Annotated in this window: 22 protein-coding genes; 1 reads left to right on the plus strand and 21 read right to left on the minus strand. The window is 62.5% G+C overall.

The window, feature by feature from the left end:
• Positions 1-6: 6 nt before the first annotated feature.
• The 5 genes from L0963_RS05420 to L0963_RS05440 all read right to left on the minus strand — a co-directional run bounded on the left by L0963_RS05420 (position 7) and on the right by L0963_RS05440 (position 8,104).
• On the minus strand, positions 7-648 hold the full coding sequence (locus L0963_RS05420) for a S24 family peptidase (protein ID WP_234178709.1): 642 nt from the start codon (positions 646-648) through the stop codon (positions 7-9).
• A 366-nt stretch (positions 649-1,014) separates the two neighbouring features.
• Positions 1,015-2,091, minus strand: coding sequence for a PD-(D/E)XK motif protein (locus L0963_RS05425; RefSeq protein WP_234178710.1), 1,077 nt, complete (start codon positions 2,089-2,091; stop codon positions 1,015-1,017).
• On the minus strand, positions 2,088-4,937 hold the full coding sequence (locus L0963_RS05430) for a Z1 domain-containing protein (protein ID WP_234178711.1): 2,850 nt from the start codon (positions 4,935-4,937) through the stop codon (positions 2,088-2,090). The genes L0963_RS05425 and L0963_RS05430 overlap by 4 nt, the downstream gene beginning before the upstream one ends.
• 1 nt (position 4,938) lies before the next feature.
• Positions 4,939-6,744: a DUF262 domain-containing protein gene (locus tag L0963_RS05435; RefSeq protein ID WP_216313637.1), complete on the minus strand. Its 1,806-nt coding sequence runs from the start codon at positions 6,742-6,744 to the stop codon at positions 4,939-4,941.
• A gap of 28 nt (positions 6,745-6,772) precedes the next feature.
• A complete protein-coding gene (locus L0963_RS05440) occupies positions 6,773-8,104 on the minus strand; it encodes a DNA cytosine methyltransferase (protein WP_234178712.1) in 1,332 nt (443 codons plus the stop codon).
• Between the two features lie 389 nt (positions 8,105-8,493).
• On the opposite strand from L0963_RS05440, the gene L0963_RS05445 reads away from it, so the two are divergent.
• Positions 8,494-8,712 (plus strand): hypothetical protein, encoded by a 219-nt coding sequence (locus tag L0963_RS05445; protein ID WP_216313633.1) that lies wholly within the window; start codon positions 8,494-8,496, stop codon positions 8,710-8,712.
• Positions 8,713-8,722: 10 nt separating this feature from the next.
• Here L0963_RS05445 and L0963_RS05450 read toward each other — a convergent pair whose 3' ends face one another.
• From L0963_RS05450 to L0963_RS05525, 16 genes are read right to left on the minus strand one after another with little or no spacing between them, the layout of a single operon-like run.
• Positions 8,723-11,425 (minus strand): conjugal transfer protein TraG N-terminal domain-containing protein, encoded by a 2,703-nt coding sequence (locus L0963_RS05450; protein ID WP_234178713.1) that lies wholly within the window; start codon positions 11,423-11,425, stop codon positions 8,723-8,725.
• A gap of 33 nt (positions 11,426-11,458) precedes the next feature.
• Positions 11,459-12,895 (minus strand): conjugal transfer protein TraH, encoded by a 1,437-nt coding sequence (locus L0963_RS05455; protein ID WP_234179099.1) that lies wholly within the window; start codon positions 12,893-12,895, stop codon positions 11,459-11,461.
• A gap of 1 nt (position 12,896) precedes the next feature.
• Positions 12,897-13,748 (minus strand): conjugal transfer protein TraF, encoded by an 852-nt coding sequence (locus L0963_RS05460; protein ID WP_234178714.1) that lies wholly within the window; start codon positions 13,746-13,748, stop codon positions 12,897-12,899.
• Complete coding sequence (locus L0963_RS05465; protein ID WP_234178716.1) at positions 13,729-15,456, minus strand: conjugal transfer protein TraN; 1,728 nt, start codon at positions 15,454-15,456, stop codon at positions 13,729-13,731. The genes L0963_RS05460 and L0963_RS05465 overlap by 20 nt, the downstream gene beginning before the upstream one ends.
• Positions 15,453-16,217 carry a type-F conjugative transfer system pilin assembly protein TrbC gene (gene trbC, locus L0963_RS05470; RefSeq protein WP_234178718.1) on the minus strand — a complete coding sequence of 255 codons (765 nt, stop codon included), beginning with the start codon at positions 16,215-16,217 and terminating at the stop codon, positions 15,453-15,455. Before trbC ends, L0963_RS05465 begins: the two co-directional genes overlap by 4 nt.
• Positions 16,214-17,242, minus strand: a complete 1,029-nt coding sequence (gene traU / locus L0963_RS05475; RefSeq protein ID WP_234178720.1) for a conjugal transfer pilus assembly protein TraU — start codon at positions 17,240-17,242, stop codon at positions 16,214-16,216. The genes trbC and traU overlap by 4 nt, the downstream gene beginning before the upstream one ends.
• Positions 17,239-17,886 carry a type-F conjugative transfer system protein TraW gene (traW, locus tag L0963_RS05480; protein WP_326490176.1) on the minus strand — a complete coding sequence of 216 codons (648 nt, stop codon included), beginning with the start codon at positions 17,884-17,886 and terminating at the stop codon, positions 17,239-17,241. The genes traU and traW overlap by 4 nt, the downstream gene beginning before the upstream one ends.
• Entirely contained in the window at positions 17,883-18,419 is a 537-nt protein-coding gene (locus L0963_RS05485) for a S26 family signal peptidase (RefSeq protein WP_234178724.1), read from the minus strand. The genes traW and L0963_RS05485 overlap by 4 nt, the downstream gene beginning before the upstream one ends.
• Entirely contained in the window at positions 18,406-18,813 is a 408-nt protein-coding gene (locus L0963_RS05490; RefSeq protein WP_234178727.1) for a type-F conjugative transfer system protein TrbI, read from the minus strand. The genes L0963_RS05485 and L0963_RS05490 overlap by 14 nt, the downstream gene beginning before the upstream one ends.
• On the minus strand, positions 18,810-19,202 hold the full coding sequence (locus L0963_RS05495; protein WP_234178728.1) for a hypothetical protein: 393 nt from the start codon (positions 19,200-19,202) through the stop codon (positions 18,810-18,812). The genes L0963_RS05490 and L0963_RS05495 overlap by 4 nt, the downstream gene beginning before the upstream one ends.
• A 29-nt stretch (positions 19,203-19,231) precedes the next feature.
• The gene (gene traC / locus L0963_RS05500; RefSeq protein WP_234178729.1) at positions 19,232-21,775 is read right to left on the minus strand and encodes a type IV secretion system protein TraC; all 2,544 of its coding nucleotides are present in this window, start codon (positions 21,773-21,775) and stop codon (positions 19,232-19,234) included.
• Positions 21,775-22,584, minus strand: a complete 810-nt coding sequence (locus L0963_RS05505) for a conjugal transfer protein TraV (protein WP_234178730.1) — start codon at positions 22,582-22,584, stop codon at positions 21,775-21,777. Before L0963_RS05505 ends, traC begins: the two co-directional genes overlap by 1 nt.
• A 4-nt stretch (positions 22,585-22,588) precedes the next feature.
• Positions 22,589-23,503, minus strand: a complete 915-nt coding sequence (locus tag L0963_RS05510) for a DsbC family protein (RefSeq protein WP_066554244.1) — start codon at positions 23,501-23,503, stop codon at positions 22,589-22,591.
• Positions 23,500-24,840, minus strand: coding sequence for a TraB/VirB10 family protein (locus tag L0963_RS05515; RefSeq protein WP_234178731.1), 1,341 nt, complete (start codon positions 24,838-24,840; stop codon positions 23,500-23,502). Before L0963_RS05515 ends, L0963_RS05510 begins: the two co-directional genes overlap by 4 nt.
• On the minus strand, positions 24,833-25,588 hold the full coding sequence (locus L0963_RS05520) for a type-F conjugative transfer system secretin TraK (RefSeq protein WP_234179102.1): 756 nt from the start codon (positions 25,586-25,588) through the stop codon (positions 24,833-24,835). The genes L0963_RS05515 and L0963_RS05520 overlap by 8 nt, the downstream gene beginning before the upstream one ends.
• Positions 25,588-26,160, minus strand: coding sequence for a type IV conjugative transfer system protein TraE (locus L0963_RS05525; RefSeq protein WP_234178732.1), 573 nt, complete (start codon positions 26,158-26,160; stop codon positions 25,588-25,590). Before L0963_RS05525 ends, L0963_RS05520 begins: the two co-directional genes overlap by 1 nt.

A 26,160-nucleotide genomic window follows, 5' to 3' on the forward strand; every position in this document is an offset into this window, starting at 1 on the left:
ACCACCTTAGAGCGCCCGTCCGAACCAGAGAACCCGTCCGACGATGTTGAGCGTGCGTTTCTCGAGGCCGCGCCAGCTTGGATAGGCCGGGTTGTCGCTCAGAACCGACGCGCGCTTGCCCTGTGGTTCGAGGGCAATGCGCTTTACGCTCAACATGTCGTCCATCCGCAGGACATAGATCCCGTCTCTCAGCCGCGACTGGCCATCCCCGAGATCGACCATAACCTCGTCGCCATCGTGGAGGGTTGGCTCCATGGAGTCCCCATGCACCGCGATAATCGAGAGGCTCGATGCCTTGCTCGCGGTCAGTCGGCGCAGCCACTTCTCGTCGAAGCCGAACTGCGCGGATTTGGCTTCCATTTCGGCCAGAGCGCCATGGCCGGCCGATGCCTCGACATTGAGCAAAGGCACATGGACCAGTTCGACGACCGGGCCTGAGCGGCGGGCAGGGGCTCCAAGAACCTTCTCATCGACCCCGAAAAATCGCGCCAGAACCGAGCGGTCCTGCTCGTCCAGCTGCTTCGGGCTGCCGCGCCGAATATACTGCTGGATGTAAGCGGCATTGCGCCCCAACAGGCGCGAAACCGAGGAGTAATTTACTCCTCGTTGCTGGATCAGTTCGTCCAGGGCTCTCCGTGCGTCGTCCATGACTGCCAGTCCTATCGCGGGCACCTAGGAAAATCGATCCTAGACTCTAGGAAGCCTTCCTAGTAAGAACATAACAGGAACGCAAGCTTAAAGCGAGTCTATGGCGATGGAGCTATTGGAGCAGATCGAGGTATATCTAGCGCGAACACGGACGTCGCCGAGCACTTTCGGTCGCTTAGCTGCGGGAGACCCAAGGCTCGTTGCTGACCTTAGATCAGGCAGACGCCTGCGACGACGAACGGAAGAGCGCCTGCGCGGCTATCTGAGTCAAGTTGGATGAAATACGCCGAACTGGCTAAAGCGTTCACAATCCAATCTGCTCACATGAGGTTAGCTGCACGAACGGGTTACCGCCGGCACTGTTGACTAGCCTTTCGGGATGCCACGTAAGCCCTGCGTTATGGCGTCGATCTCAACTTCCCAACTTGGCGCTGGGTTAAAGGCTGAGACCTGGCTAGGAAGATGCATCGTGAAGGCCAAGCCTTCTGGCTGAACGAACGTGCGAGACAACAGCTCTCGATCGAGAAGGCGCATCGCGGGATCGTCGATGCGGTAGAGGCGTGGCGGGAAACTATGCGCGTAGCGAGTGCCATACGCACCCCAACCATGCATTGACTCGTGCGAGTAGCCCCCGCCAGACTGGCTTCCATATAGTGAGACGCGGCGAAGCATCTCATCGACGATCTCAGGAGCCGCTGATAGGCTCAACAATCCAATAATACTGTCGACGATTGCCGGAAGTGTTTCTCCAACCGAGGTCGACGCGACTAAGCCGATGCTAAGTAGATGAAGTTGCTCCCGTGCCCCTGAAGGTAGGATCGTGGGCTCAAGCTGGTGCAATCCACTGAACTCGTGGGCAGAGATGCTCGACTGCGTCGTCTTGACCTCGATGGCATGGTCACCGAAACGAAAGTCACGACCACCGTCTTGCCAGCCCTGCCAATATTCCAGCGCTCGCATCATCTCAGTGGGACGATTTGTGCGCGTCAGCAGCAACTGCCTAAGCACGGTCAACTCGCCGATCAGGCCGATGACCACATTTTCCGGCAATGCGCCCCTGCGGATCGCCATCTCAATGATCGGCTCGACGTCGCTGAATGCGGGTTGCGGACCGTGCGGAGCTGTAATCCCTGCACGCAACAACTCGATCGCGATTAATGCAGCCACTGAGGCAAAGTGCGGCGCCGCGGGCAAGACGATCCGGCTAGCGGAAAAGGGTTCACCTCCTACTTCTGGACGCCAATCGCCGTGTTGGAGATGGCGGCGAACGAGAGGTGACGAAGCGTGCACCTCGGCCCCGCGAATGAAAATCTCAAAGTCCCCAGATGGCGTACGGCCAATGGCCAAGGGTACGGCGAGCCATCGCATCTTGCGGGCCTGCCCTTGAGGAACGTCCAGTGCCTCCAATTCGGCTCGCAGCGCCTCGAAGTGAAGGTCACTCATGTGCGAAGCGCCGCGATATGGTCTGGGCCACCATGCGGTAACCCCAAGCCGATCGCCAAGAAATCGGTCGGCAACTCAGGCGCACTGACGACATGAAGCAGAGCCAAGCCTGGATGCCCCCTAGGCCGCCAACTAGCCCCACCTTGGATGCCAGGGACTGGCGTTGTGCGGTGGTAGTAATAGTCCACCAACTCGTCGCCATGATAGGAGCCGCCATAGCCTCGCGTGCCCCATAAGGTTTGCAATGCTGCGCCGCTTTCGTTGCGATCTCTAGTTACCGCCCGGATGCCAAGAGCCGCAAGTCGCGGATCACGCGCCTGTGCTTGGCCGTGGCGAAAGGCGAGGTAAAAGTCAGGCATGCTTGCGTGCATCGTGTCGGAATAGTTCCATGGAACCTCCGGCCGGTCGGTAGGATAGAAGCCGGGAGCCGAGTGGTCGCCGGTCAGCGAAGCCCATAAGCGGAGATAGGCCGCGATCGAATATGGGCAGGATTGCGGTTCAGTGCCATAACCTTGAGAATTGCGCATGGGGGGCGAAAAAAGAGGGTCATCGATCCCCAACAAGCGAGCGTAATGGTCCCAGCGCTGGCTGAGTTCGTTACCTAGGTCAGGGTCATGATGCGAGTAGCGAAGCCCATCTAGTAGGTCGGCAAGGGCCCTAGCGCTTACGGGCTCGGAGCGGATGATACCACGCTCCAACCCATTATCGTCCTTTAACGGCACCCATTCGCCGTCCCCCAGCAGGTCCACCGCGAGTTGGATATTGTGACGTGCCAAGTCGTCGTCCTCAGATTCGACGAGGCGAACCGAAGGCCGCGGCCCAGGTGACAGGGGAACCTTCCGGGCCTCCACCTTGCTGGTGGCGACGAAGCTTGCGCCCTGCAGCACGAGGGCGGGGCCACTAACCTCGTCATCGCCATCCATGACGGAGATGATCTCGGACTTCAGTGCATTATCGTTGACATGATAACGGCGGAACAACTGCAACTGGTCCTCATAGGTGAAGACGCGGCAGAAAGGCAGGAAGTCACCGCGATAGCCAAACCATCGCTGCATCTGCATCTGAGTGTCAGCGGCAGGCTCAGCTGCGCCGCGCAAGAAAAGGCTGGTCGTGAGCCCCTCAAGCGTAAGTCCGCGTGACAGGACGTTGCCGGCGACGAAGATCGAGAGGCTATCCGGCGGCACGTGGAATCCCGCCTCATCCTCGCCAACCTCGAACCGAGGCCGGTCATCGGAGGCAGGATCGCTGTTGAGCACACGGACCCGCAGGTTGGGAAAGACATGATCGACGAGCGCTGCTCTGACCTGTGGCCAGCTTGCTGGAGAGATTGGCTGATACGGCGTGTGCGGAAGGCTGGCCAAACCGATACGAGTTGCCTCAAAGCGAGCGAGCCACGCTGACCACTGATCCTCCTCCAAGCTGAGCCGCCGAGCAAGCGCGTCGCGCGGCACAACCAGCAGTTCGGAAACCTCATCGTCGAGTTCGACATCCGCCTCCTTTCCTGGCTCGGCTAAGGCCCATCGAACGATATCCTGCGCGGTGCTGAAGTGATCTTCTTTTCGGGCCGAGGGGTGGATCAGCATGGTGTGGGGACCAGGGGCAGCTTGGCGCGCGTCCGCCTCCGTGATGTAGCGGCGATCGTGATCATATGCCGCGTCCCAACCTGGCTGAAGGCTCCGCACTGCAGCGCCCACGAGGAAGCAGCGCATGGCATCGGAGAGCATGTTCCAGCGTAGCGTATCGCGGCGGGCAGAAAGTTCCGCTTCGCTCTCGCCGGGGCGCAGGTCCGGGAACAGCGAGGTTTGGCAGAGCGCCCCGGTTCCTGCGTGCAGCAACTTCTCGTAGAAGATTTCACCGCCGCAATAATAGGAGCGAACCCCGGCCAACTCTGCATAAGACAGTGATCTTGGCTCAAGCGACCCGATAGCGCCGGGCGTCCGCAAGGCCGCATTAAAATCACGCGGACTGAGCGGGTTGTGTGTCGCTTGCAGGAAGTTCGCCTGCGGTGTCGCGGTGTAGGCGACATAGGTCGCAAGCAGGTTGGGGTGTCGCGTCGCAGCCTCGTCCGGGTCACCGCTCCACAATGAGGCGATGAGCCGAGGCGTCAGCTTCTGTGACCGATCACTATCTAGCACGCTTGCGTCGTCCGCTTCATCGTCGAGCAGCACCATTGAGTAGGGCCTGTCTCGTGCATCGAGGAGGTCGTGCGTCACGACGTCGGCGAGGAATCGCCGAAGCATGATGAGGTGATCGTCCTCCTTGGGCACGACGCAAATGATTGGCCGGCCCGCCTTCAACGCTTGGCGAGCCATTGGTCGTTGCAGATAGCGGGCCGGGTCCGCTCGTTGCTCATGCAGGATGTCGGCGGGTTGGGGAAGAATCAGGCGCTGGTTGCGCCGACGGTAGGCATTTTCCGGCGTAGAACCGTCGAGTTGCGCGAGCAAACGCTCGTAGGTCTGCAACCAAAGGCTTACCCTGGTGCCAGCGAGGAGGATCAGTAGGTCAACTCCTGCATCGAGCGCGAGCGCAGCGACACCGAGCATGCTTGCGGTCTTGCCGGACTGCACCGAGCCGACGACCATGCCTGTCCGGACCCGAGAGGTCGGCCAGGCTGCTTCATCAAGCGCCCCGCCAACGCCAGGCAGCGCTCTCTCGGCCACGTAACGCGCGTCAGCTTCCAGTGCGGCCAAGGCTGTTCCAGACAGACGACCAGCAACATTGGAACGATAGCGTGCCCACCAAGAGGCTTCGTCACGCGATGTTTCTGCGCTTACGTCATGTGCGTCAACAAGCCCACCTACTGGGACAATCGTCACTGGGCCGACGCTGGGCTCGCCTACGGTCATATCAGATCATCGGGATCTTGCGGATCTCAAGAAGTGCCTCGATTGCACTATCTCCGTATCGGTCGCGCACTGCGGCATCCGCGTCAGCGATGTTGACCCCGAGAGTCTCCAGGATGCTGGTCGAGGCGTTCGCGATGTGCGCCCACTGGGTCTTGTTTTGCGTGCTCTGGGGACCAACCATCTTCGAGGTCAGGTCTCGGACGGCGTCAATGCCATCCTCCAGCTTCTGATTCTCGCCGGTGATAACGAGCACGAGGCAGGCCAGCACGCTGGCCACGACCGGCAACTCCTCCCACCGAGAGGCCATCTCACTCTTGCCTTTGCGCCGGAACTTTGGGTGCCAAGCATCGGAGGTCTGCTGGTGAAGGTCCAAGGCCGCGATAAGATCACGAGCCAAGTTTTCGAGCGTCGTTTTCGACCGGAATTGCGCGAGGCGATCGCTGTCGATGGAGCGCAGGAATTCGTCGATATGGCTGGCTGTGGACGGTGTGCGATAAGCTTTATCGGGACCTTGGGCGGGCTTAAGGATCAGCGTCGCCACGGTCCACAACAGGACCTTGGTGCGCTTGAACCGAGTGATGCCAAATCCCAGCGCCTTGATGTTCTCGTGCGCTTCGGTCGGGTCGATCCCTGCCTTCACGAGTTCCGGGGCGATCTCGGGTTCGGGACGGTCGCCGCCTACGAAAAGCATGAGCCGTGAGATCATCAAATGGTTGAAAACCGCGTTGCGGATCTCCTCTGCATTCAGCTTCATCCCCTGTTGGTTGTAGAGGCGGAAGACCTTATGGATGTCGCGAACCTGAGTATCGCGGTAAATGAGGACGGGGATAAAGTAGTCGCAGGCGCGCTCAAACAGGTCCGCCACGGTGATGGACTCACCGGCGATCCTGACTTGCTTATCTTTGATCTCGCAATAGTATCGCCCGCCAAGCGGCTTAAGCGGATCATTGTCGTCGGTATACTTTTTGGTTTTAAACGGTAGATACTTCTCCCGGATGTCCGTCGCTCTGAGGTTGTTGCGTCGAGCAAACTGGCTGAAGTTCGTATCAAAGATCTGATAGTCTTTCATTCCCTTAGCATTTTCACGGCCTTCCGGATGCGCGCCCATGAAGCGGAGAATCGCGGTCAGGCGCTGCTTCCCGTCTACAATCTGGAAGCGCTGGCTGCTCGAAACCCGAGCTAGAATAATTGAAGGTAATGGAATGCCTCGCAGGATCGATTCGATCAGCATCTGCGAGTCTGCGTTCGACCAGACGAAGTCGCGCTGGTAGGTCGGATTTAGCTCAAGCTGCCCCTGCTGCGCTCTACCAGCTAGGTCGTAGATGCGCCATTTGTCGACCGTAGCGTTGATTGATAGTGGCTCTGTTGCTGGAGCCTCATTCCAAGCGTCGATCCATGCTTCGGTGGCGGCTGCCACCGACAATTCATCCTCTAGCATCTGAAGGAAGGCAGAACGATTGCTGACTGCGCGGCTGAGCCTCTCTTCCAGGGTTTGAGCGCCCATCTCGGTCAGGAGGACATGTCCGTCACTCACCTCAAAGCTTGCTTCCGCCTTGCCGGGGGATAGTTCATCGAAGAGCCGCAGGGCTGCGGCCTTGGGCGACTCTTGGTCATCGAAGGTAGTATCCAAGTTGAGCCAGATCGCCACCTCTAGGACGCGGGCAAGCCAAGCGCTTGAGGTGAAATCGATGTCCGCGCCATCGAACGAGCGTGGACCCTTGAGTCCCCCTTCCAGCTTGGGAACCAAGCTTGGCTGCGACAACTCCGACAACAGCGTCGCAATCTGGTCAAAATCCAAGTCTTCCAAGGCATCTTCCCCTTTGGGCCGCTATGGCTCAGGCAGCTGCCTCAAGCGATGATGGGCGGTAATTTACTGATAGCTGGAGGTTTCCAACGTTCGGATCGTCCTTTCCGAGTAGCGCCCCCGCAACCGCCCTGATGACGTCCACGTTGACAGCATTTCCCAGCGCCTTGAACGCCCCGGTCTGTGTTTCAGGAAGAAATTGCAGTTCACCCATGCTTTGAAGGCGAGCGCACTCGCGCATGGTCATGTAGCGCCGTTCCCAAGGGATGACGGGCACTTGACTGGTCGTGAGCGCGACCAGCGATGGCGCGGCAGTCGGGCGCTTTGCTCGGATGCCCGATGCGCGGAACTGGATTATGCATTGGTTGAGGTCGCGTGGGCCGCCCTTCCAGTTCCACTCAAGCTTCTGGAAGCTGGGAGCAAAGTTGAGGATGGTTGGCAGCCACCTGTCAATTACCGCCTTATGCTCCCGATAGAACTGGCGATTTTGTTCAATGAACCTGATCTTCCAATCAGGGAAGGATACGTTCGTGTCGCGCGCATACGGAGGCAGCGCATCAAGGACCTCCGCTTCTGACAACCCGCGAAGAGGTCTTCCGAATGCGCCTCGGAATGATTGAATCTCCATAAGACCATGCCCGGCGGGGGAGCCTGTTCGGGCAGGATAGGTTGCACCGAACTCCATTGCCCAGATTGGAAAGGAGGGGAGCTCTGCGGTCGATGGTAGTGCGTCGAGGAGCGCCTGCCATGCGTCGAGATAGCCAATGAAAGAAGGGGGGAGCGGCTTCGCGTCGTTCGGTGACTTGTCCAGAATCGACCGAATATCAACCTCACTTGCATCATGGGTCGGCACTGGCCATGCGAAGTGGTTAAGCCCTTGGCGAGCGCCAACGATGATTGCACGTTCGCGAAGCTGGGGTACGCCAAACATGTGTGGCGAAAGCAGCGCCGAGTCGATGTCGTACCCGACACCTCGCAGGCGTTTCTTCACCTTGTGCCAAGTGTTCCCGTTATCGTGCCGCATGATGTTTGGAACGTTCTCGATGATGAGGTAGCTCGGCTCATGCCGCTCTAGGATCATGATCATATAGTCGAACAAGTCGCCCCATTGGGGGCAGTCAAAACCCTTCTGCTCGCCCGCCTTCGAGAAGGGCTGACAAGGGAAGCCCGCGCATAGGATGTCATGCGAAGGTACTTCCTCGATAGCCTGGCGAATATCCCCATGCGGCTTCACGCCGAAGTTGCGATTGTAGAGGTCGGCCAGATCGCTATTAAGTTCAGACGCAAAGACGCATTTGTGTCCCAAGCTTTCCAGCGCTTGATGGAAACCGCCGAGGCCAGCAAACAAGTCGATGAACTTCATGGTTTGCGCTCCAGCGGGAAGGAAAGTTGCTGAGCTGAGGATTGTTCAAGCAGGTTTCGAACCGCTAAACGGACAATGTACTGCAGGTTTAGCGGAGGGTTTACCGACTGTCCCAGCGCGACGAGGGCGTCATAGTCGATTTGATCGACTGACACGGTAAACCGCTTCTGTTTCGGCAAGGATGACATAAGGAAAACTCCCCTGCACCAGAATGCACCAAATTGCACTAGTATGCACGTCGATTTTGATCGGCGGAGATCTTCCGCACGTCTCGTCATTCGATCTGAGTAGGTTCTTTCTCGCTGGTGACCCGGAGGCGTGGGCCGAATTTCCTCGCTCCAAGCCGGCGTTTCCGCTATGTTCCTCATTGAAATGAGACGGCCACCATCATGACGAATTTCGACGTTGATACCTCCGAGGCGCACGGATCCCGCAAGTGGGAAGGCCTCTCTGAGCTTGATCAGGCAATTAGCGACAATCGCCTAATGGAGTACAGGCTCAAGAAGTCGTGGGCCGATCCTTGGGGGCGCAAGCTGACGATAATCGGCCTTATCGTCATTGGCGCAGTTTTCGCGTTTCTGGCTGGAGCATCCTTCGGCCTGTGGTGACCGTTGCAGGTCACCACTCCTTTACATCATCCGCTGCTTCTGCACTGGCACCTTGGGCTCCCTTGGTGATTGCGTCCAGACGTCCCCTAGAGTCGGTAATCTTCTGGCGACCGGCCGCCTGAGCCCTTTGCACATCTTCACGGACATCGCCGACCCCCACCCGTGGTACTGAACCGGAATCCCCGCCGCCGGTCTGTGCCTGGCGGCGCACCGATCCTGCGCCAGAGACTGCCGGACGGGATACAGGCTGTCCGGGGACGAGTACGAGGCGCTCGTCGATCCCGTTGCGAAGCTGCTCGGCATAGCTTCCGATGAACTTTGCCTGCAATGCTTGGCCTTCGGGGCTGAGCTGGAAAGTGACATCGTCAAACCGCGCATTGCTATAGAAATCGCGGTTGCTCTCGATCTCGGCTAGGCCCCATTCGCGGTAGGCTTGGGACAGATTGAGATTGCCTGCAGCGCTGTTTCCTTCGAAGAAAGACGCCTGGCTCTCGAGACGATTGGCAAGCTCCTCGGCCCGGCGAGCCTCAATGGTGAAGCTCTGAGCTTCGGTCAGAGAGGCGTTCATGCCGCTCGCGGTGCTCGAGATCGACGAGCTTGATGATGTACTGACTGAGCGCACGAACCCATCGCGGGTGCTCGACCAATTGCGGCTGTCAGACATCTGGGACAGGCTCCCAAAGATCCGGGAACGGTCTTCGGACGCGATGCCGATGTCGCTGTCGGTCCATGTGCGTGTCCCACCGCCCTTCGCTCCTACGCTTCCAGACAGCACGCCATTTGAAATCCCTGCTTTTGCCCCGGCCTCGCCACCGAGGAACCAGGCGGTAGAGATGTCATCGGCTGCCCTGCGCGACAACCCGAATTGCCGCTGCAGACTGGTTGATGCCTGGTCGACCTCGCTGAACGCGGTCTGGATGCTGTCGGAATTCGAGGTGCCGGTCGCGCTCTCGAAGGATGCGCCTCGGCTGAACTGGTCCCTGAGCTCGCGGAACTTCGTGACAGCGCTGGTCGTCGATTCCGTGGCGACATTAGCATAAGTCTCGCTGTTGGCGCGGGCCTGCGATGCCATCGTCGAAAGGCGCGCCGTGAACTCTTGGCCCAGCGTCGGCGTGAAGGGATAGCTGGAGGTCGGGATCTGGTCGTAGCTGCCGTCCGGAAAGCTCGTGGTCATTGCCCCGGTGTCGCTAAAGGTCCGCGTCTGCGGCGCGCCATAGGTAAAGCTCGGCGCAATCGTGCCTTGTGCAAACTGACGAGTGAGAACGCTCGAGTTTTCGAAGCTCGTGTTGCCGAGCGAGACGTTGCCGGTACTCGCCTCGCGGGCCGCTTCCTCGGCCGCGTTCTGGCTCGGGTTGAGGTAGCTCGTGGCGTGATGTGAAATCGCCATGGCGCCCTTGGCCACACCGCCTGCCAGGAACGGCACCGATGCGATGAGATAGCCGGCCAGCAGACCGATATCGCTGTTGACGTCGGCCATTCCGGTAAAGCTCGCCAGGCTGAGGCCGTTGCTGCCCGTGACCGCGCTCATGTCGGCCGCGCCCTTGTACATCAGCATCATGTGGAGGATCACGAACAGCGGCCCCCAGGCCGCGAGATAGAAGAAGCCCGTCACATAGCCCTTGAGTGCGACAGGTCCCGTCTTGGGGAGCAGGAAGAGCGGGAAGAGCACCGGAAACAGCGCATAGAACAGCACGGTCAGCACCACGTTCAGGAGCGGGACCCACTTCATGGCGTTGCTCGCAATCGAGCCATAGGTCCGCTCGGTCTGAATGTCGGCGCGGGTCTGGGCGTAGACGTCGACATTGCCGGCGCCGCTGCTGCCGGACATCGAATGCATGGCCTGGCTCATCGCGTTGATGGTCAGCGTCTGCTTGAAGATTTCGGTCGCGTTGGCCGAGACGCCGGTCAGGTACTGATAGGCCACCGGCAGGTCGGCAAAGAGCTTCGCCTTGGCGAGCGCGGCCGTCTGGTTGGGGTAAAGCTGACGGCCAAACACCGATCCCATCGCATCGACAAGGCCAGCCCACTGCGCATTGAGCGTGTCATAGGCCTCGCGGCAGGTCACGATGTTCGAACTCACCTGGCCTGAAGTGGCATCCCGGGTCAGGAACCGCTGCGCGCGCGCCTGACTGCCCGGCGCGATCGTCGCCCAGATGTCGCCGGTTTCCGCCAGCTCCTTCATCGAGTAGCGGCCGAGCAGGACGTCGTAGAACACGCATTGCCGGAAATGCTCGTCGAGATTGGCAGCAAACTCGGGATCGGAAATCCGCAAGGACCGGGTCGCATCGTAGAGCCGGGCGCCGTAGATCATCCCGTTTTTCGAATAGTTGAGATCACCGGGCAGGCCAAACACCACTTCAGCCGAGCCCGTCAGATAGTCGCCGACCTGGCTGGTAAAGCTCGCCATCAACGCAAGACCCAACGGCACGTTGCTGACATTGGCCGGGGCAAGGCTCGGGTTGAGCCGGTCGGTCACATGGACATCGAGCCGGGGCACCATCAGGCAGGAGTAGATGAGCGTTGCGCCGAGGAACCAGTTGATCCAGGCGCGCCAGTCCTGATTGAACGCGAGGGTGATGGCGGACAGGCCAAGCCCCATTACCATCACCACCTGGAGCAGGCTCTTGTAGCCACCATTGCCGGTCCAGGCGGCGACCGCCTGGAAGACGTTGACCAGATAGTCCCCGCCGCCGACCGTGAAAATCTCGACCATGTCTGTTGTCCCGCCTTGATGTGGTTGGCCCGGTCAGTGGGTAAGGGCGCGGCTCTGGACGCCGCGCGACCAGTCCAGCGATGCGGCCATTCCGGGGGACATCGAGGCGGCCAGCACGTTCTCGATGAACGCCGTCTTCTCGATGATCTGCAGCACCGCATTGACCTTGAGGTGCGTGTTGGCCTGCCGGTCAGCGAGAGCCTGACGCACGACATTGACCTGATTCTGCCACATCGCGATCTTGGCTTCGTCGGCCCCGATGAAGCTCGACATCGAGCGGCCCGCCTCGCTCACGATCCGGTCGAGCACGGCAAACAACAGGTCGACACTGGCGATCTCGGCCAGGGTCTCCCGGTCGTCGGTCGGCATGCCCCGGCCATAGGCCGCCTGGACGGTCAGGATCTTGTAGAGCGGGATAGACGCGACTTGCAGCAGTTCCTTCTGCTCTTCGCTGATCGCGGTGTCGTCGCGGATGGCCTGAACCATACCGCCGATGAGCGCAGCCACCCGCGGCCGCAGCGCTTTCGATGTCGGCAGGCTCAGCGACTTGAAGCCCGGGTTGAGGCACTTCTCCGGCTCGTCGCAGTCAAAGATGAGGACGTTGCCATTCGTCGTGCCATCCAGCAGCGAAGTCACGAGGGTGGACGATGCCTCACCGACGATCGGCACGAACTTGCCCGGCTCGTCGTCTTTGGGGGGCACGTAAATGATCGTGCCCAGCAGCGTCATCGCATATTCGGCGAGCTCCTCGTCGAAGCGGCCGCCAGGCGAGAAGAACGCCGACTTCTTGAGGATCGTCCAGGTGTAGTTTCGCGGCACACCGGGATTGACGTCGTCATACTTGCCCGAGCCTTGCGCGGTCGTGCTCGAGCGCTGCCCCTTGGTGCCGCACCCATGCTTGGCCGCGGCGTAGTCGGTGAAGATCCCTTCGGAGTTGCCGATCGCTTCGCAGATCGCCTTGTCGGCAAGGTCGCCCTTCGGCCAGATCCCGCCCACCAGACCCTGCGCCATTTCGCAGGAGTTGATGTTGAGGTTGTTCATGAGCTGAGCCTTCTGGCTGAACTCCTGCATGATCTTCGAGCATTCCGGGCAGACCGTGTCGATCGCCAGGCTGAAGGCGAAACCGACCGCGTTGTTCGCGACTGCTTTCAGCATCGCGACGATTTCGCTCGCGTTGATGAAGCTGAAGGACCCCGCAAAGATGTCGATGCCGCCGCAACCGGCGCGGGCGCGCGGCAGCTGCAGATTGGCGATGTTGGTGGTCTTCTGCGGGAATCGCGTCCAGACATTGCCGAGGCTGTAATAGCCAGCAGACTGCCCCTGGAACGCGGTCGGTCCGTTGACGTTGGCAGCCCCCCCGACGTCGTTCAGAAACGAGTCCATCGAACTGCCGACGTCGGCCGATGCGCCAGACAGCGGGAGGGCGAAGGGGAGGGCGGCTGCAAGAAGCGCAGCGACGGCTCTTTTCATCCTAGTAGTCACGTCCAGCTTCCTTCGATGTGAGGAGGTAAATCCGGTCCTGCAGCTCGTCGGCGCTCATGACGCCGTAGCCGATCGGGATGGGGCGGCCGGTCTGCGCGTCCCAGAGCACGACCGCTGGCGTGATCTTGGGCTCGAGCCCCATGCGGCTGCGCTGGTTGGTCTCGACCGTGTAGTTCGGGAAATGCCGCGACGGGCCGCCATCGGTCGAAATCGCGCGCACCGCGATATGCCAGGTCGAGGCAACGCTCTGCGCGATCGGCGACATGACTTCGCAAGCGCCGCAGCTCTGGGCGAAGAAGTAGAAGAGCCCGTAACGCTCGGAAAGCTGGGCCATCGCGGCGTTCCGTTCCGCGCTTCGCGAATCCTGCCACTGGCGCTTGCCAAGCGTCGAGACCGGGCGCTGCAGCGTGTAGTCGAGCTCGGGATCCTGCCAGATCGCCCGCTGCCAGACGTCGCTGAAGAGCGATGCCCGGTCGAGCTGGGCGCGCTGGAACCGAATATAGGCCGTCACATTTGCTGGCGTCGGCTCGAGGATCGCCTTGGCCTTCAGTTCGCGCAAGGTCGCCGTGATCGCGTCAAGTTGGCTGGTCGCGCTGGACGTAGGTGCTGGCGAGGGCGAATTCTGCTCCGGCATCTTGGGCCGCTCGCAGTAGAACCAGTATCCGAGCCGCCGTTCCTCGCAATAGAAGCTATCCTGGCGCTCGGCCGATTGTGTGCTGGGCGGCGCATCGGTCCGGCTTGCGACCGACTGGGCGGTCGCCGGAGACAACTGGCAAACGGAATTGGCAATCGCGCTGGCGGCAAGCAGCCACCACGCGGCCTTACTGGCGGGCGCGGGCATAGTAGTCCTCGATCTTCTGTTGGATGTCCTGGGTGGCCTGCAGCTCGTCAGGCAGGCGAGCAGCGTCGGTGAACTCGGCGTAGACCTCGCTGAAGTCCATTTTCGAGAGGTCGAGCCGGGCAAACTCGTCGATGGTGAAGCCCTGGCATTGCTCGGTCTTCGGCTTGCCCCAGGGCTTGTTCAGCTGCTGGCGGCCCTGCTCCTGAAGGATCCGCGAAAGCTTGGATTCAAAGCAGCAGTAGACCTTGCGCTTGGTCAGGCACACGCCAAGGAACGAGGACGAGCAATAGGTGCCGACGTAGGCGCACAGACCCTGCGCATCCTTCTGATGCAGCAGCATCTCCTCGCGGCTGCAGCCCAGCGCCACGAGCAGCTGGATGCCCGGGATAAGCGGGAAGCCCTTGCCCTTGCAGCAGTTGAGCACGCCGAAGACCTTGGACGAGCAGCTTTCTCGGGTCCCCTTGAACAGGGTGAGGTTGTCCGGATCGAATTCGCGGCGCGCCTGGTTCATCGCGTTCAAGGCGACGGCCGCGTCCTTGAACTCGTCGTTGGCCTCGCGCTGGATGGTCTCGCACGAGCCATCGATGCAGTAGACGTCGCCGTCGCAGATGAACTGGTTGGTGTTCGCAGGCTGGTCTGGAACCGGGCAATCATAGACCCGCTCCCAGGTGCGGCAGGGCTCACCCGCGAGGCAGTCTTCGCGCACCAGCTTGCAGCCCGGAGTGGCTTCAAGTGTCTGACAGTCCTGTGCCTCGGTGAACTGCGCGCAGCTGTAACTGCGGCTCCACGCCCAGCAAGGCTGCGTCACGGCGATGCCATCGACGATGCGGGTCACGGGATCGCTGTCCGTGCACGTCTCGTTGTCCTGCTGGCACGAGGTATCAGCCGCAAGACCAGCACACCGGCTTTCATCGCGCGTGGTCGTGACGACGTTCTCGCCTGTCACCGTGTAGGGCGTCGCGCCATCGACCGGCGCCGTGCAACTCACGAGATCGACCCTCAGATCGCCCGAGTTACAGCCCCAGTAGATCCCGAAATAAGGATCGCACAGGTTGATCGGATAGGACTGCGTGACCGTGCATTCCGGAGCGGGGTAGCGGTTGCAATTGTAGACCGAAGCCGGATCGACCCCGCTGCCGCCAACGCAGTAGTAGCCGTAGACCTGCCGCTGCTCGACACGCGCCGTCAATGTCACGGGGCAGGTTCGCGCCTCCTGGGTTGCCGTATAGCCGACATTGCAGGTCGCGATGTAGCGCGCCGCGGTTCCGCTGGCCGGCGGCAAGGGCACGCATCGCCCTTGTGAGCCGCCAATGGCCATCCCGCTCGTGTAGGCGAGCGGGTCATCGCTGATCACATTGCTGCGCGCGATCGTTGCATCGAGATCCTGCGGCGCAAACCGGGCGCGCCGGTCCATCGAATCCCGCATGGCCTTGTAGCCTGTGTTGGTCGTCGCCTGGCTCGCCGCTTCGCGGCTCATCCGGTCTGGATCGTCGAAGTAATCCGACTGGCTCGGCGTGCCGCGGAAATTGGGAATGCGGCTCGCATCGGGGTTCGTCGTTGCCGCGCTTTGCGCCGAGGCTGCCTTGTCCCGTCCGAAAGCCTTGCCGTCGGCCTTGGCAGCATCAGTTGTGGTTTGGGCGTGGAGCGGGCCGACGAGGGCGAGAAGAAGCGCGCCCACGCCAGCGAGAGAGAGGACTGGTCGCTTCATGGAACCTGCCTTTCAAGACGGGCGAGGTGCTGGGCGGCGAGCAAAGCGCCGGGGCCGCCGCCGCGCGCGAAGGTCTCGAGCGCGTAAGCTGCGCTGACATTGCCGCTCATCCGGTCGTGCGGCGGAACTTGCGTCCGGCAGTCGAACCCGTCGCACAGATCGAAGTCGCTGCTGGTGACGACGTAGGTGGGCACCGCCTCGATCCCGAAGGCGCGGAACAGCCGCGGGTCGATGCCGACGCCGTCCAGCTGCTCGCCGGGCTTGGCAATTTTGGCCAATGCCGCCGTGAGAGCCTTGGCGCTGTTGCCGGGCAGCCCGCGCAAGGCAACAACACCGCCAGCCTTGGTCACGTCGTCGATCATCGCACGCAGCGCTGCAGGCGGCATCGATAGCGAAGCAAAGGCAATGAACCTCGGCGCCTCGCCCATGCCTTCGCTGGTCATGGCGCCTGCATCGGCCACCATCCGGTCAAAATCGAATGTGCTGGCCTCACCGGGCTTCGCCTTTGCGGCGGCTTCACGCGTGTAGCGGCGGGCGTGCGCCTCGGCCTCGTCGGAGCTGGTCCTCGCCTCCCGCGCCAGGGCTTCGGCTCTGGCGCGGGCATTGGCAGACAGCGCGTCGGCATCGGGGGCACCAGCACTGGCCCGCGCCCGGATAGCGGCCAGATCGAGGTCCGGTTCGGCCGTCTGCGCCGAGGCGCCAGCCAAAGCGGCAAGGCTGGAAAGTGACGCGACTACAAGAAGATGAGGAAGTTTGTTCATAGCGCACAGCAATTCCGCTTGCGCCAGACCAGGTAGCCCATGTCCTCGCCAATGGCGGGATAGACCTGGCCTGCCGACATGAAGGTGGTGGAGGCACCAATGGGCGCGCAGGCGTAGCGGCCCTTGGTCTGCGGATTGGGATTGGTGGCCTGGAAGCGGTACTGCTGCTTGCGCATCACCGGCATCAGGTACTTGCCGCAAAGCCCTTTGCTGCCCATCGTCCCCCATGCGACGAGCTCGCGGTGGAGCTTGTAGGAGAAGCGAGCGAGCGCGAGCCGCGACGCCTGCACATGGCCAATCGTCGCCGAGACATTGCCGTTGAGCGGATACATCGTGCCTTGGCAGCCCGCGCACCAGAACAGCTCATCGGTCGGCAGCTTGGCCGTTGCCGCCACGCAGTCCGCTGCACAGGCGGCAAGCGCCAAGGGATTGGCGAAGAGGACCGCCTCGGGATTGATGATCGCGGTTAGCTCGCTGTCCTGCCACAGCGGATCAATCTCGGTGATGTAGAGGATGTCGATCGAGCCGGACTCGAGGCACAGGAAATCGGCGACGATCTCCATCCAGTAGATCAGCGGATAGGCATACCAGTGGACATGCCACTGCGAGTTGTACTGCGTGGCGCCGCCGACCGCCGATGGCCCCGCCATCGACTTGAAGCCGATGTCGAATCCTGGATCGAGCTTCATCCCGCCGAGATTGACGAAGCACCATGGCTTCATGCTGACGTCGGCAAGCCGGACCGGCTCCCAGAACCCCATGGCGATGCCAGGCCGCAAACCGCAGAGGCAAACGGGGAGAGCCGGGTTGCTCGTATCGGGACGGCCCGACGGCCAGATCTTCAGGCCACCGATCGAGATCGGAAACAGGCACGACCAGCAGATGTCCGTGATCGGATTGACGAACTTGCCAGTGCAGCGCCCGGGGCCGGCCGCAGCCTGGGCAGGAGCACTGGACACGACGCTCAGGCTGGTGAGCAGAAGTGCTCCGCAAAGCCATGACAGAAGGCGTTTTTTCTTGCTCATGACGGCGCACGCTCCTTGAGAGGCACGGGCTGTTCGGTGATGATGAGCGCGCGGCCCTGCTGCTCGACGGTTGCGGGCACCGCGCGAATGCCAAAGTGTTTCACCAGCGTGCCGCCCTGATCGAAGTAGAAGCGCCGCTGACGGGCCTTCATGAGTTCGAGCGGGGCACCGGCTACGAGGATGAGCTTCGCCTTGGTGCTGGCAAAGCGGCGGGTGGCCCAGGCGATCTGTGCCGGGTCGTCCCCGTCGAGAAAGACGAGAGGAGCCCGGAGCGGAACGGTATCCAGAGGATTGACGCGCGTGCCTGCGGCAATGATGAGCCGGCCCTTGTCGTCGGCAATGTCGCGCGGGGCGGTGATCGTCGGATCGAAGCGCCAGCTGCGCAGCGCCGAGGCGAGGGTAAGGCCAGCGACCGGCTCTGGCCGGTTGACCCGGGCGATTGTCCGCCGCTTCAGCTCTTCGTTGAGGCGGGCCGTTTCTCCGGTCTTCTCAAGCTGGGTGAGCCTGGCATGGATCTGCTGAAGCAGGTCCGGTTCAATGACCGGCCATACCGCGCCGTGCTGGCCGTAATCGCGGGCCATTGCCTGTGGTGCGATGGCCAGCGCCAGCGCAGTGGCGCAAACCGGTAAAGTGAGGAGCCTCACAGGATTGGCCTCCCGACCCCGAGAATGCGCGGCCCACAGATCCAACCGATCGCGGCATAGCGGCTGTCAAAGCCATCCTTGTGTTCGCTGGTAACGAAGTAGCAGCCTTTCGGCACGCGCCCCGTAGGTCCAAGGGCCAGCGGTTCGCCGAGGCGGCTCTCAAGCTTGGCCTTGGCCACGGCCTCACCGTTGATGAAGTAGATGCGGTTTTGCTCGGTGATGATGTCGCCGGGAACACCGCTCACCCGCTTGCCGAACGGCTTGGGCTTCGCCCCGAAATGCTTGACCAACAAAGGCGAGGTGGGTGGGTCGAACAGGATGATGTCCCCGCGGTGCACGGGTGCCCCGCGCGTGACCCATATGGCCCAGTAGGGCAGGCTGGGGCTCACATTGATCATAAGCGCATGGCCCTGCGCGAAGGCGGCAAGCGAGGAGAGCGCCAGTGCCCCGGCGCCGAGCCCGCCCCAAAGCGCGAGGCGTTGTACGAAATTGGGCGCCGAGGCTGAGCGGATCAAGAGATCAGCGGGCAGCATCGGGAAGGGCTCCCATGCGGCGCATGACGTCGGCACGCACAGACCCGGTCAGGTCCGGCGTGCTCCCGGCGACCACTGCTTCGGCAACCAAAACTGTCCGGCCTTCGCGTCCGAGCTTCTGTACCGAGGCTTCCACGGCCTTGAGGTAGGCCTGGACGCGCAGTCTGGTTTCTTCCGGCGGCCGACCGGCACGCGCTTCGGCTTCGATGAAGTCGCCCATGATCCGGCTCAGCTGGACCGTGACGACCTCGCGTTTTTCCAGGGTGAGCAGCTTGTCCGTCGCCCAGACACCCCACAGCACCTGACCGACCATGCCAGCGCCGACCACGACAGCGGTGAGATTGATCGCTGAAAGCCGCCCCCGCAGGCCCGATGTTGCCAGAATGTTCTTCACAGCTTTTCTCCCGAAAGCTCGCGGTCGAGATCGCGGATAAAGCGCGGCATGCGCCACACGACGACGAGCGTCGCGAGAACGATCAGAACGAACTTGCACTGGCCGAGGAATGTCACGCGCCGTGCGAGGTCGGCCGCCAGAAAGCGGTCACCGAGATTGGCGACATGGGCGAAGAAGGCATCGGGATTGCCGCCCGACAACAGCAGGAAGAACAGCAGCGGCAGGCCCAGCGCCATCAGGTAGGACGAGCCGAGAAACAGGCAGCCGCGAAGCAGAATGTAGCAGCCATCGGCCATGCGCGAGCGCAAGGTCTGCACCTGCGGGCTGACGGGCTGTTCGTCTTCGGACGGGTCGGTCCGGACGAAGGGGGTGACGAGGTGGAGAGGCATGGAATTAGGGATCCTTTGGTGATGGGGTGTCAGCGGTTGGGATGAGCGATGCGCTCGATCGCATCGGCGAGCTGGTGCCCGCGTGCGATCTCGGCATCTATGGCGGCGAAGGTTTGGGGCGAACTCGAGAAGAGCGTTGCCGAATAGTCATCGAGCACGAGCCGCCCGATCGCCTCGGTCTCCGGCCCCTTGATGAACACCTCGGAATAGTCGCTCCCGGAGCGCTTGAGACTGCGGATCAGCGTCTCGGTGCGATCGTCCATATCGAGGCGCTTGCTCGCCTTGAAATCGGCGATCGTCTCCGGCTTCTGCTGCAGGATCAGCATCCAGTCGCTGTTCTCGAGCGCCGCCGTCGCCCCGTCCGACTTGTAGTAGTCGTTGAGCGACTGGGTAGCGGTCGCCAGTGCGCCGCCATATTTGCGGCAGGTGCGGGCGTAGGTTTCGACGAATTCACCCATCGAGCCGCCCTTGAGCATCGACCAGGCTTCATCGATCAGCAGAAGCTTGCGCAGCGACCTCGGACTTCGCGTCATGGCCTGGCTGGTCATGAACATGATGGCTGAGAGCACGACGCTGCGCAGATCCTCCCGGCTCGCGAGGTCGGACATCTCGAAGACCGTGAAGTCCGCATCGAGGTCGAGGCTTGCCTGGCCTTCGAAGAAGGCGCCGTAAGTTCCGCCCGCCATGTAGGGGGCAAGCGCGGTTGCGATATCAGCGGCAGTGTCATGGCCGAGACTGGCCAGCATCTCGCCGACGGTCGTAACTGTGGCAGCCGCGCCGTGCTGCGCCCAGACGAGGTTGACCGCCCGGTCGATCAATCCGCGCTCGGTATCCGTCAGCTTCGCGCTGTGGCGAGCCATCTGCCCGACGATGGCCTTGATCATCCCGAAGCAGTCGAGGCGGTAGTCCTCGTCTTCGGCGGCGCGGGTCGCATCGATCATCGAGAACGGGTTGAGGCAGAAGCCCGCTGCAATTGTGAACTCGACAAAGCGGCCGCCCTGCAGCTTGACCGAGTGCTCGAAGCTGCGGCCATCGTCGATCACGACAACCTGGGCGCCGGCACCGCGCAGCGCGGCGCACATCTCCTGGAGCAGTACCGACTTGCCCGATCCCGACTTGCCGCAGATCGCGACATTGTGGTTGCCGGCCTCGTTCTCGAACGGTGACCAGAAGAAGGGCTGGCCGCGCCGCCCGACGAACAGCAGGTGGGGGTGGGCGCTGCCGAGATACTCGCCCTGCATGGGCGCGATATTGGCAGCGGTCGTCGATAGCACGGTCTTGAACCGCTTCAGCCGCTCCATATCGGCGCCGAGCCCGTCAGCCAGGGTGAGCGGCATCGCGGCGAGCAACCCCTGGATCTGGAGGTAGCGCTCGTCGGTAAGGTCCCAGCCCGCCGCCTTGTAGATCGATTTGATCGCGCGTTCGTGGCGGTCGCCCTGGCCTAGCGGCGAATAGGTCGTGACACCGTAGAAGACCCTCACGAGACGGCGGCCTTCCTGGAGCTCGGCCTGAACATGCTGCCACTCGGCGGCCTGTTCGCCGATCCGAGGCAGGAACCGCGCGCTGCGGGTCCCGGCGAGGCTGGTCGTCCGCATGAACTTGAATCCGGCCTTCGCCGAAGCCGCCTCCTGGTCCGGATAGACGAGACACAGCATGGTGGCAGCGGGGCAGGGGAAGCGCAGCTTGTCGGTGAACAGGTCGCCGATCAGCCGCGCGCATTCCCACGGGGCCCAGCGCGATGGCATGTTGCGTACGGCAAAATGCCGGACATCGAAGGCATCGGGATAGACGGTCCCGATCTCGGGCACGCCGTCATTGACCTTGCCAGTGGGGCGGAAACGCTCGGTCACGAGCCGCATGCGATCTTCAGCCACCACCAGTTCGATGTCGTGGCGGATCGCCTGGGCGGCGATTGGATCATTCGGGTTGTAGGGCACCGCATCGTCCTGCGGGGCGGTGGTGGGCGAAGTCAGATCATCAATGACAGCGATGAGCGCTTCCGGCCCGACTTCGACCACGCCGAGATTGAGCGACTTGAGCATCGCCATCAGGCCATCGCGGGTCTGCTTGAGATCCTCGTTGCTGACCGACTTGGAGGTCGGCACCCCGACCGAGACGATCACCTGGTGATGCCGCGCATGGAAGGGCGCATCCGGCGAGCCGGACTCCCAGACGAGCGAATAGAGCCGCCGCGCCCGGTGCCGGGCAATCGCCTCGTACACCCCGCCCTGAATGTAGCGTGGGGCGAACCACGGGGCGATGATCCTGCTGATGCGCGGGCTTGCAAGGTGGAGCACCTGCAGGCAGGCGCCCGCTGGCAGGCCTTCCGAGAAGAACTGACCAAGGATTTCCCCGGTGCGCTCGTCGGCTCCGATCAGCGGCGTAACCGAAAGGACAAAGCCCTTCGAGCGTGCGTTGAAGTAAAGGCGGGTTGCCGGATCGTAGACCCGGTAGGGGAGCCAGTCGGAGAGCATGTCGACCATGAGCTGCGGGCGGGCTTTGTCGGCGTGCTCGGCATCACCCAGCAATCCGCTGAGCAGCCGATCGACGACGGTCTTGAGTTGTTCGGCCATCACTTGGGCTCCTTGGGCTGCGAGGTGCTGACGATCGGCTGTTCGCCGTTTCTGACTGCCGGGCGGATTGCAGCTTTCGCGGCTTCAATCGCCGCTGCGCTCGGGAACACCGGAGCGCTCTGCCCCGCCTCAGGCCGAGGGGCTCGATCACGCGGGGGAGGCGACGTGTCGAACCCCTCGACCGCCGGTGCCTTGGCACCGGCAACGGCCTCGCGCGCCGTGGAGGGGAGGACCAGCGGCGAGGCATCTGAAGTTTCGTTGAAGGGACTGGGGGCATCGGCGTCCGAGATGCCGCCAGCCTGACCCGCGTCGTCGCGTGCAGACGAGAAAGGCGACGCCTCGTCAGCTACGTTCGGGTCTCCCTCCGCGCCGTCCGGTGCAGGGGCGATCTGAGCGGCTTTCAGCTGCCGACGGACCTGGCGCATCAGGGATCCGCCCTGGTCCTCACCCGCCTTGCGGCGCAGCTCGGTGGCCCAGCGTGGATTTTCGACGACGGTCCAGGCGACCGCTTCGTCATGCAGCGTTCCAGCTTCATCGACATGAGCCGGGAAGACGACGCGCAAGGTGCGTTCCGCTGTGCGGCTGGTGTCGGCATCCACGACGCCTGACCTCTGCCGCGCGTCAGCATGGAGCAGCGTGCCGTTCGACAGAGTGTCCGTCGCTTTGGCATCGATAACGTGAGCCGGTGCGCAGTCGCCCTTCGGCGCGCGGCAGGTGAAATCGCCCTCGACGTTGGTGCCGAACGTGGCGCAGCCACTGGCAAGGCCGGCCAGACAGGCGCAGGCAAGGAGACGTGTCGGAAAAAGCATGGGTCTATCCTTTGGGAGCAGGGGTGGGGGCCAGGGAGGGACCAGCGCGCAGGAAGTCCCGGAGCACAGCGGCAGGCCGGAAGCCTTCGAGAACGGCGCCATCGGCGGGGCGCACGATCACAGGGGTGCCGCCAAAGCCGTGGGCTCGCGCGAAGGCCTCGTTGGCATCGAGACCGCTCGTGTCGCAGGGTTTGGGATTGGCGAGCGCCAGACCCGAATAGGCCATATGCAGCGCCAGCTCAGGCCGCGGCGAGCACAGAACCCGTTCGGCATCGCGCCGGCTTTCCGCCCCGAAGATCGAGATCGGCCGCTCTTCAACCCGCGCCCCGATCGCCTTCAATTCGGCCTCGAGCTTCTTGCAATAGCCGCAGTGGAAGTCTGAAAAGACGACGACACGTGGACCATCGGCCGGTCCCCAGGTGATGGCGCCTTTGGCGGGAAGCTTGCCGAGCGGGACATGTCGCGGTGCCGCGTTTCGATCTGAAGCTGCGGCTGCGCTCGGGCCGCCTTCCGCTTGCGTCTCGGGATTGCTGCGCCGCGCTGCCCCCGCTGCCAACAAGTCCGGATTGAGGGCAAGCAAGCGGGCAGCCGTCAGGTCCTGACGGGCTTCCATGTCGTAGACCCGGCCGATCACCAGATACTTTGCGGCCCGATCGACGTAAAAGAGCGTCGATTTGGACGCGACCTCGCACAGGCCGCCCAGGCCCTTGCAGTTGATCGCGTCGATCGGCGTCTTGGGCAGGCGCAGCTTGAGCGCCTCTCGAACCTTCGCCGTGTCCGGAGCGGCAGCAGGGGCAGCAAGGCTTGCCACACCCCATCCCGTCGCGGCCGACACGGCGATGATCGCCGCCAGTCCGGCGCTGGCACGCAACCAGCGGCGCCGACGATTGTCCTGCTCAAGGAGAGTATTTTCGATCATTGGGAATTCCTCACGTAGACGCCGTCGAGGAACACGATCTCGACATCGATGCCGGTCGGCATCTCGACGACGGGTTGGTACTGTTCGGCGCGCTCGATCAGGTATTTGCTGACCGTGTCGGCCGCATCGGCGGCACCCTGGCCAAGCCCGCCGCCGAGAATGTCGCCGGCCGATAGCTTGGAGCGACTGCCGTCGGGGTTGGTCGTGACGCCGGAAAAGACACTGTTGGCATTGGCCGAGAAGCCGCGCCCGAAGCCGCCGACGATCCCGGCCAGCAGGGCCTGGCTGACGAGGCTGCCTTCGCGGCTTACGACACGGCCGCGGACCCCGGACTTGCCAGCGAAGCTTATGAAGCCTTTGACCTCGCTCACTGCGACCCTGCCGCCAGGCTGATCGCAGGTCATGCGGGCGAGCTTCACATAGACCTTTTCGCTGCTGAGATCCCCGCGTGCCGCGCCGTTGACGACGCAGCCCTGAATTCGGGTGGTCAGAACCTTTCCGTTCTGCATGACCGAACGAGCAGGGCCGGTAATCCGAAGCACCACAGGCAGCGGATCGGTCTGGCTGGCGACGCCTGCCGAGGCATCGACGCCGACGATTACGCGTGCCGGAGCGTAGGAGTTGGGCGGCAGATAATCGGGCGAATCCTCGACGACGACCGGTGGCGCATCGGGCCGGCCCACACGGAGGCCATTGGTCGCTGCCTTGTCGGAGCTGAAGCTCATCAACTTCACCTCGCCAGGCGACGAGATCATGCCGCCCTGCGGATCACCCCCAGTGGGCGCAGCTCCTGACTGGGACGAACGGGCTCGCGCGTCGTAGCCGCCTGCCTGCGGCCCATAAGCCGGTGGCAGAACAGCCGGTGCCGGTGATGCAGGCTGCGCGGCAAGCCGGGTCTTGAGCTCGGCGTTCTCTGCCGAGATGGCATCGATCGCAGCCTGTCCGTCGACACGCATGGCCTGGTTTTCGGCCTTGAGAGCCGCGAGCTGCGCCTCGATCTCCGTCCGCGGAACGCTGCCGTCCTTAAGCGCCTTCTGCTCGCGGGTGACCGCATCGAGCCTGTTGCCGTAGGTCGCGACGAACTCGCGCTGCGACAAGTCGCGGTTGACCAGGCCTGCCGTGTCGATCGTCTGCGCCGCATTGGGATCGCCGGTCTTGTCCTTGTCGTCGCCGCCAAGGATGAACCAGCTTCCGCCGATGAGGGCGAGTGCTCCCAGCGACCCCAGCAGCAGCTTCTGACGGCGCGCGGTGCGGGCGTTGAGCCCGGAAAGTTCGGACGATGCCGCGCTCTCGGCCTGCAAAGGGGCAGTGCTTGGCGTATGGGTTGCATCAGTCATTGCCGGTCTCCCCACTTGCGCCGACAACAAAGGCCGTGGTGCTGGCCCCGGGTTCGAGCTTTGGCTCGGCGATCGAGACGGCGAGCGTGTCGCGCGGCGCGAGATCGCGTTCGGCGAGCGTCACGGGTTTCGCTCCGCGATTGTGGATGCGGACGACCTTCCCAGTGAGGCTGGCGCCGCGATAATCAGCGATGAGCTGGACTTCGAGATCGCCGACCCGTGCGGGTATGGCGGTCGATTGGCGGACCTCGAAACCGTCGACCGTCCGGTCATTGGCCATCGCCTGGATGAGCCTGACGGCGCTGGTCTCGATCGGGGTCTGGCTTTCCCAATCCGCCGCCCGGTTCTTCGCGATAGCGGGGTTGGTGATGAAGACCTGGGTCGCCGGAATTTGCTCAACCCGGCACACGACCTTGTAGACGAAGCCCTTCTTCGTGGTGGTGAAGAAGCTGATCGACCGTGCCGCGTAAGTTTCCGGCACCGACACATAGATGTCGCCGCGCACCGGCTCGTTGGTCACTGCAAAGTCGTTGTAGGGCGTGCCGGTCGAGATCTTTGAGACGCTGGCGAACTGGTCGTCGACCAACGCGAAGCGGGTCAGCTCTCGCGCTGAAACGCTGCACTCGATTCCGGCGCCGTCAGCCGTTTGCTTGAACTGGTCGGCCGCATGAGCTGGGGATGCTGCGGTGAGCAGAGCGGCCGCGCTCAGAAATAGACCCCGTGTATGGGTCCCTTTTCGGTAAGCCATCACTGGGCCTCCTTCGATTTGTCCTGTGGGGGGAGCTGGGCAAACCCGGAGAGCGCCAGGCGCAGGCCGCGGTAAGTCCAGCTGAAACGGAAGCGGCGTTCGTCACTCGCAATCACCTGCGCGCCGACGAAGGTCTTGAGCGTGCCCGTCACATCCGAGGTGAGGCCTTTCGGGTCGACAGTCATCGACCGGATCACGAATGCCTGGGTGACATCCGAGCCCCGCTGCTCTTCGACGATCCGGACGAGCTCGGCCTTGAGGCGGCCATAGCTTGCGGGATCTGCCAGCTTCAGGATCTCATTCATCCAGTAATCGAGGCCTTCCGGACTGCGATTGAGAAGAACAAGAGCCGCATCGCGGGTGACTAGCTCGAGATAGTCGGCCTCGACCCCGGCACTGCTCACGGTGAGCGCTTTGGGAACAGTCGGAACCAGCACCACTTCGCGGTCACGGGTAGCGGCAAGGCTCCCGGCGATGACCAGTGCGAGGCCTAGGCCAGCGCTAGTGAGCGCAAAGAGGTTGCGCTGGCGCAGCAGCGATTGCTGACGTTCGTGAGATATGTCGGAATACAT

Source organism: Sphingopyxis sp. NFH-91, from assembly GCF_021401285.1.
Lineage (GTDB): Bacteria > Pseudomonadota > Alphaproteobacteria > Sphingomonadales > Sphingomonadaceae > Sphingopyxis > Sphingopyxis terrae_A.

What these genes read in the sequence shown, in the direction of transcription:
- L0963_RS05420 (WP_234178709.1), bottom strand. Translation starts at nt 648, where the DNA reads ATGGACGACGCACGGAGAGCCCTGGACGAACTGATCCAGCAACGAGGA.
- L0963_RS05425 (WP_234178710.1), bottom strand. Translation starts at nt 2,091, where the DNA reads ATGAGTGACCTTCACTTCGAGGCGCTGCGAGCCGAATTGGAGGCACTG.
- L0963_RS05430 (WP_234178711.1), bottom strand. Translation starts at nt 4,937, where the DNA reads ATGACCGTAGGCGAGCCCAGCGTCGGCCCAGTGACGATTGTCCCAGTA.
- L0963_RS05440 (WP_234178712.1), bottom strand. Translation starts at nt 8,104, where the DNA reads ATGAAGTTCATCGACTTGTTTGCTGGCCTCGGCGGTTTCCATCAAGCG.
- L0963_RS05445 (WP_216313633.1), top strand. Translation starts at nt 8,494, where the DNA reads ATGACGAATTTCGACGTTGATACCTCCGAGGCGCACGGATCCCGCAAG.
- L0963_RS05450 (WP_234178713.1), bottom strand. Translation starts at nt 11,425, where the DNA reads ATGGTCGAGATTTTCACGGTCGGCGGCGGGGACTATCTGGTCAACGTC.
- L0963_RS05455 (WP_234179099.1), bottom strand. Translation starts at nt 12,895, where the DNA reads ATGAAAAGAGCCGTCGCTGCGCTTCTTGCAGCCGCCCTCCCCTTCGCC.
- L0963_RS05460 (WP_234178714.1), bottom strand. Translation starts at nt 13,748, where the DNA reads ATGCCCGCGCCCGCCAGTAAGGCCGCGTGGTGGCTGCTTGCCGCCAGC.
- L0963_RS05465 (WP_234178716.1), bottom strand. Translation starts at nt 15,456, where the DNA reads ATGAAGCGACCAGTCCTCTCTCTCGCTGGCGTGGGCGCGCTTCTTCTC.
- trbC (WP_234178718.1), bottom strand. Translation starts at nt 16,217, where the DNA reads ATGAACAAACTTCCTCATCTTCTTGTAGTCGCGTCACTTTCCAGCCTT.
- traU (WP_234178720.1), bottom strand. Translation starts at nt 17,242, where the DNA reads ATGAGCAAGAAAAAACGCCTTCTGTCATGGCTTTGCGGAGCACTTCTG.
- L0963_RS05485 (WP_234178724.1), bottom strand. Translation starts at nt 18,419, where the DNA reads ATGCTGCCCGCTGATCTCTTGATCCGCTCAGCCTCGGCGCCCAATTTC.
- L0963_RS05495 (WP_234178728.1), bottom strand. Translation starts at nt 19,202, where the DNA reads ATGCCTCTCCACCTCGTCACCCCCTTCGTCCGGACCGACCCGTCCGAA.
- traC (WP_234178729.1), bottom strand. Translation starts at nt 21,775, where the DNA reads ATGGCCGAACAACTCAAGACCGTCGTCGATCGGCTGCTCAGCGGATTG.
- L0963_RS05505 (WP_234178730.1), bottom strand. Translation starts at nt 22,584, where the DNA reads ATGCTTTTTCCGACACGTCTCCTTGCCTGCGCCTGTCTGGCCGGCCTT.
- L0963_RS05510 (WP_066554244.1), bottom strand. Translation starts at nt 23,503, where the DNA reads ATGATCGAAAATACTCTCCTTGAGCAGGACAATCGTCGGCGCCGCTGG.
- L0963_RS05515 (WP_234178731.1), bottom strand. Translation starts at nt 24,840, where the DNA reads ATGACTGATGCAACCCATACGCCAAGCACTGCCCCTTTGCAGGCCGAG.
- L0963_RS05520 (WP_234179102.1), bottom strand. Translation starts at nt 25,588, where the DNA reads ATGGCTTACCGAAAAGGGACCCATACACGGGGTCTATTTCTGAGCGCG.
- L0963_RS05525 (WP_234178732.1), bottom strand. Translation starts at nt 26,160, where the DNA reads ATGTATTCCGACATATCTCACGAACGTCAGCAATCGCTGCTGCGCCAG.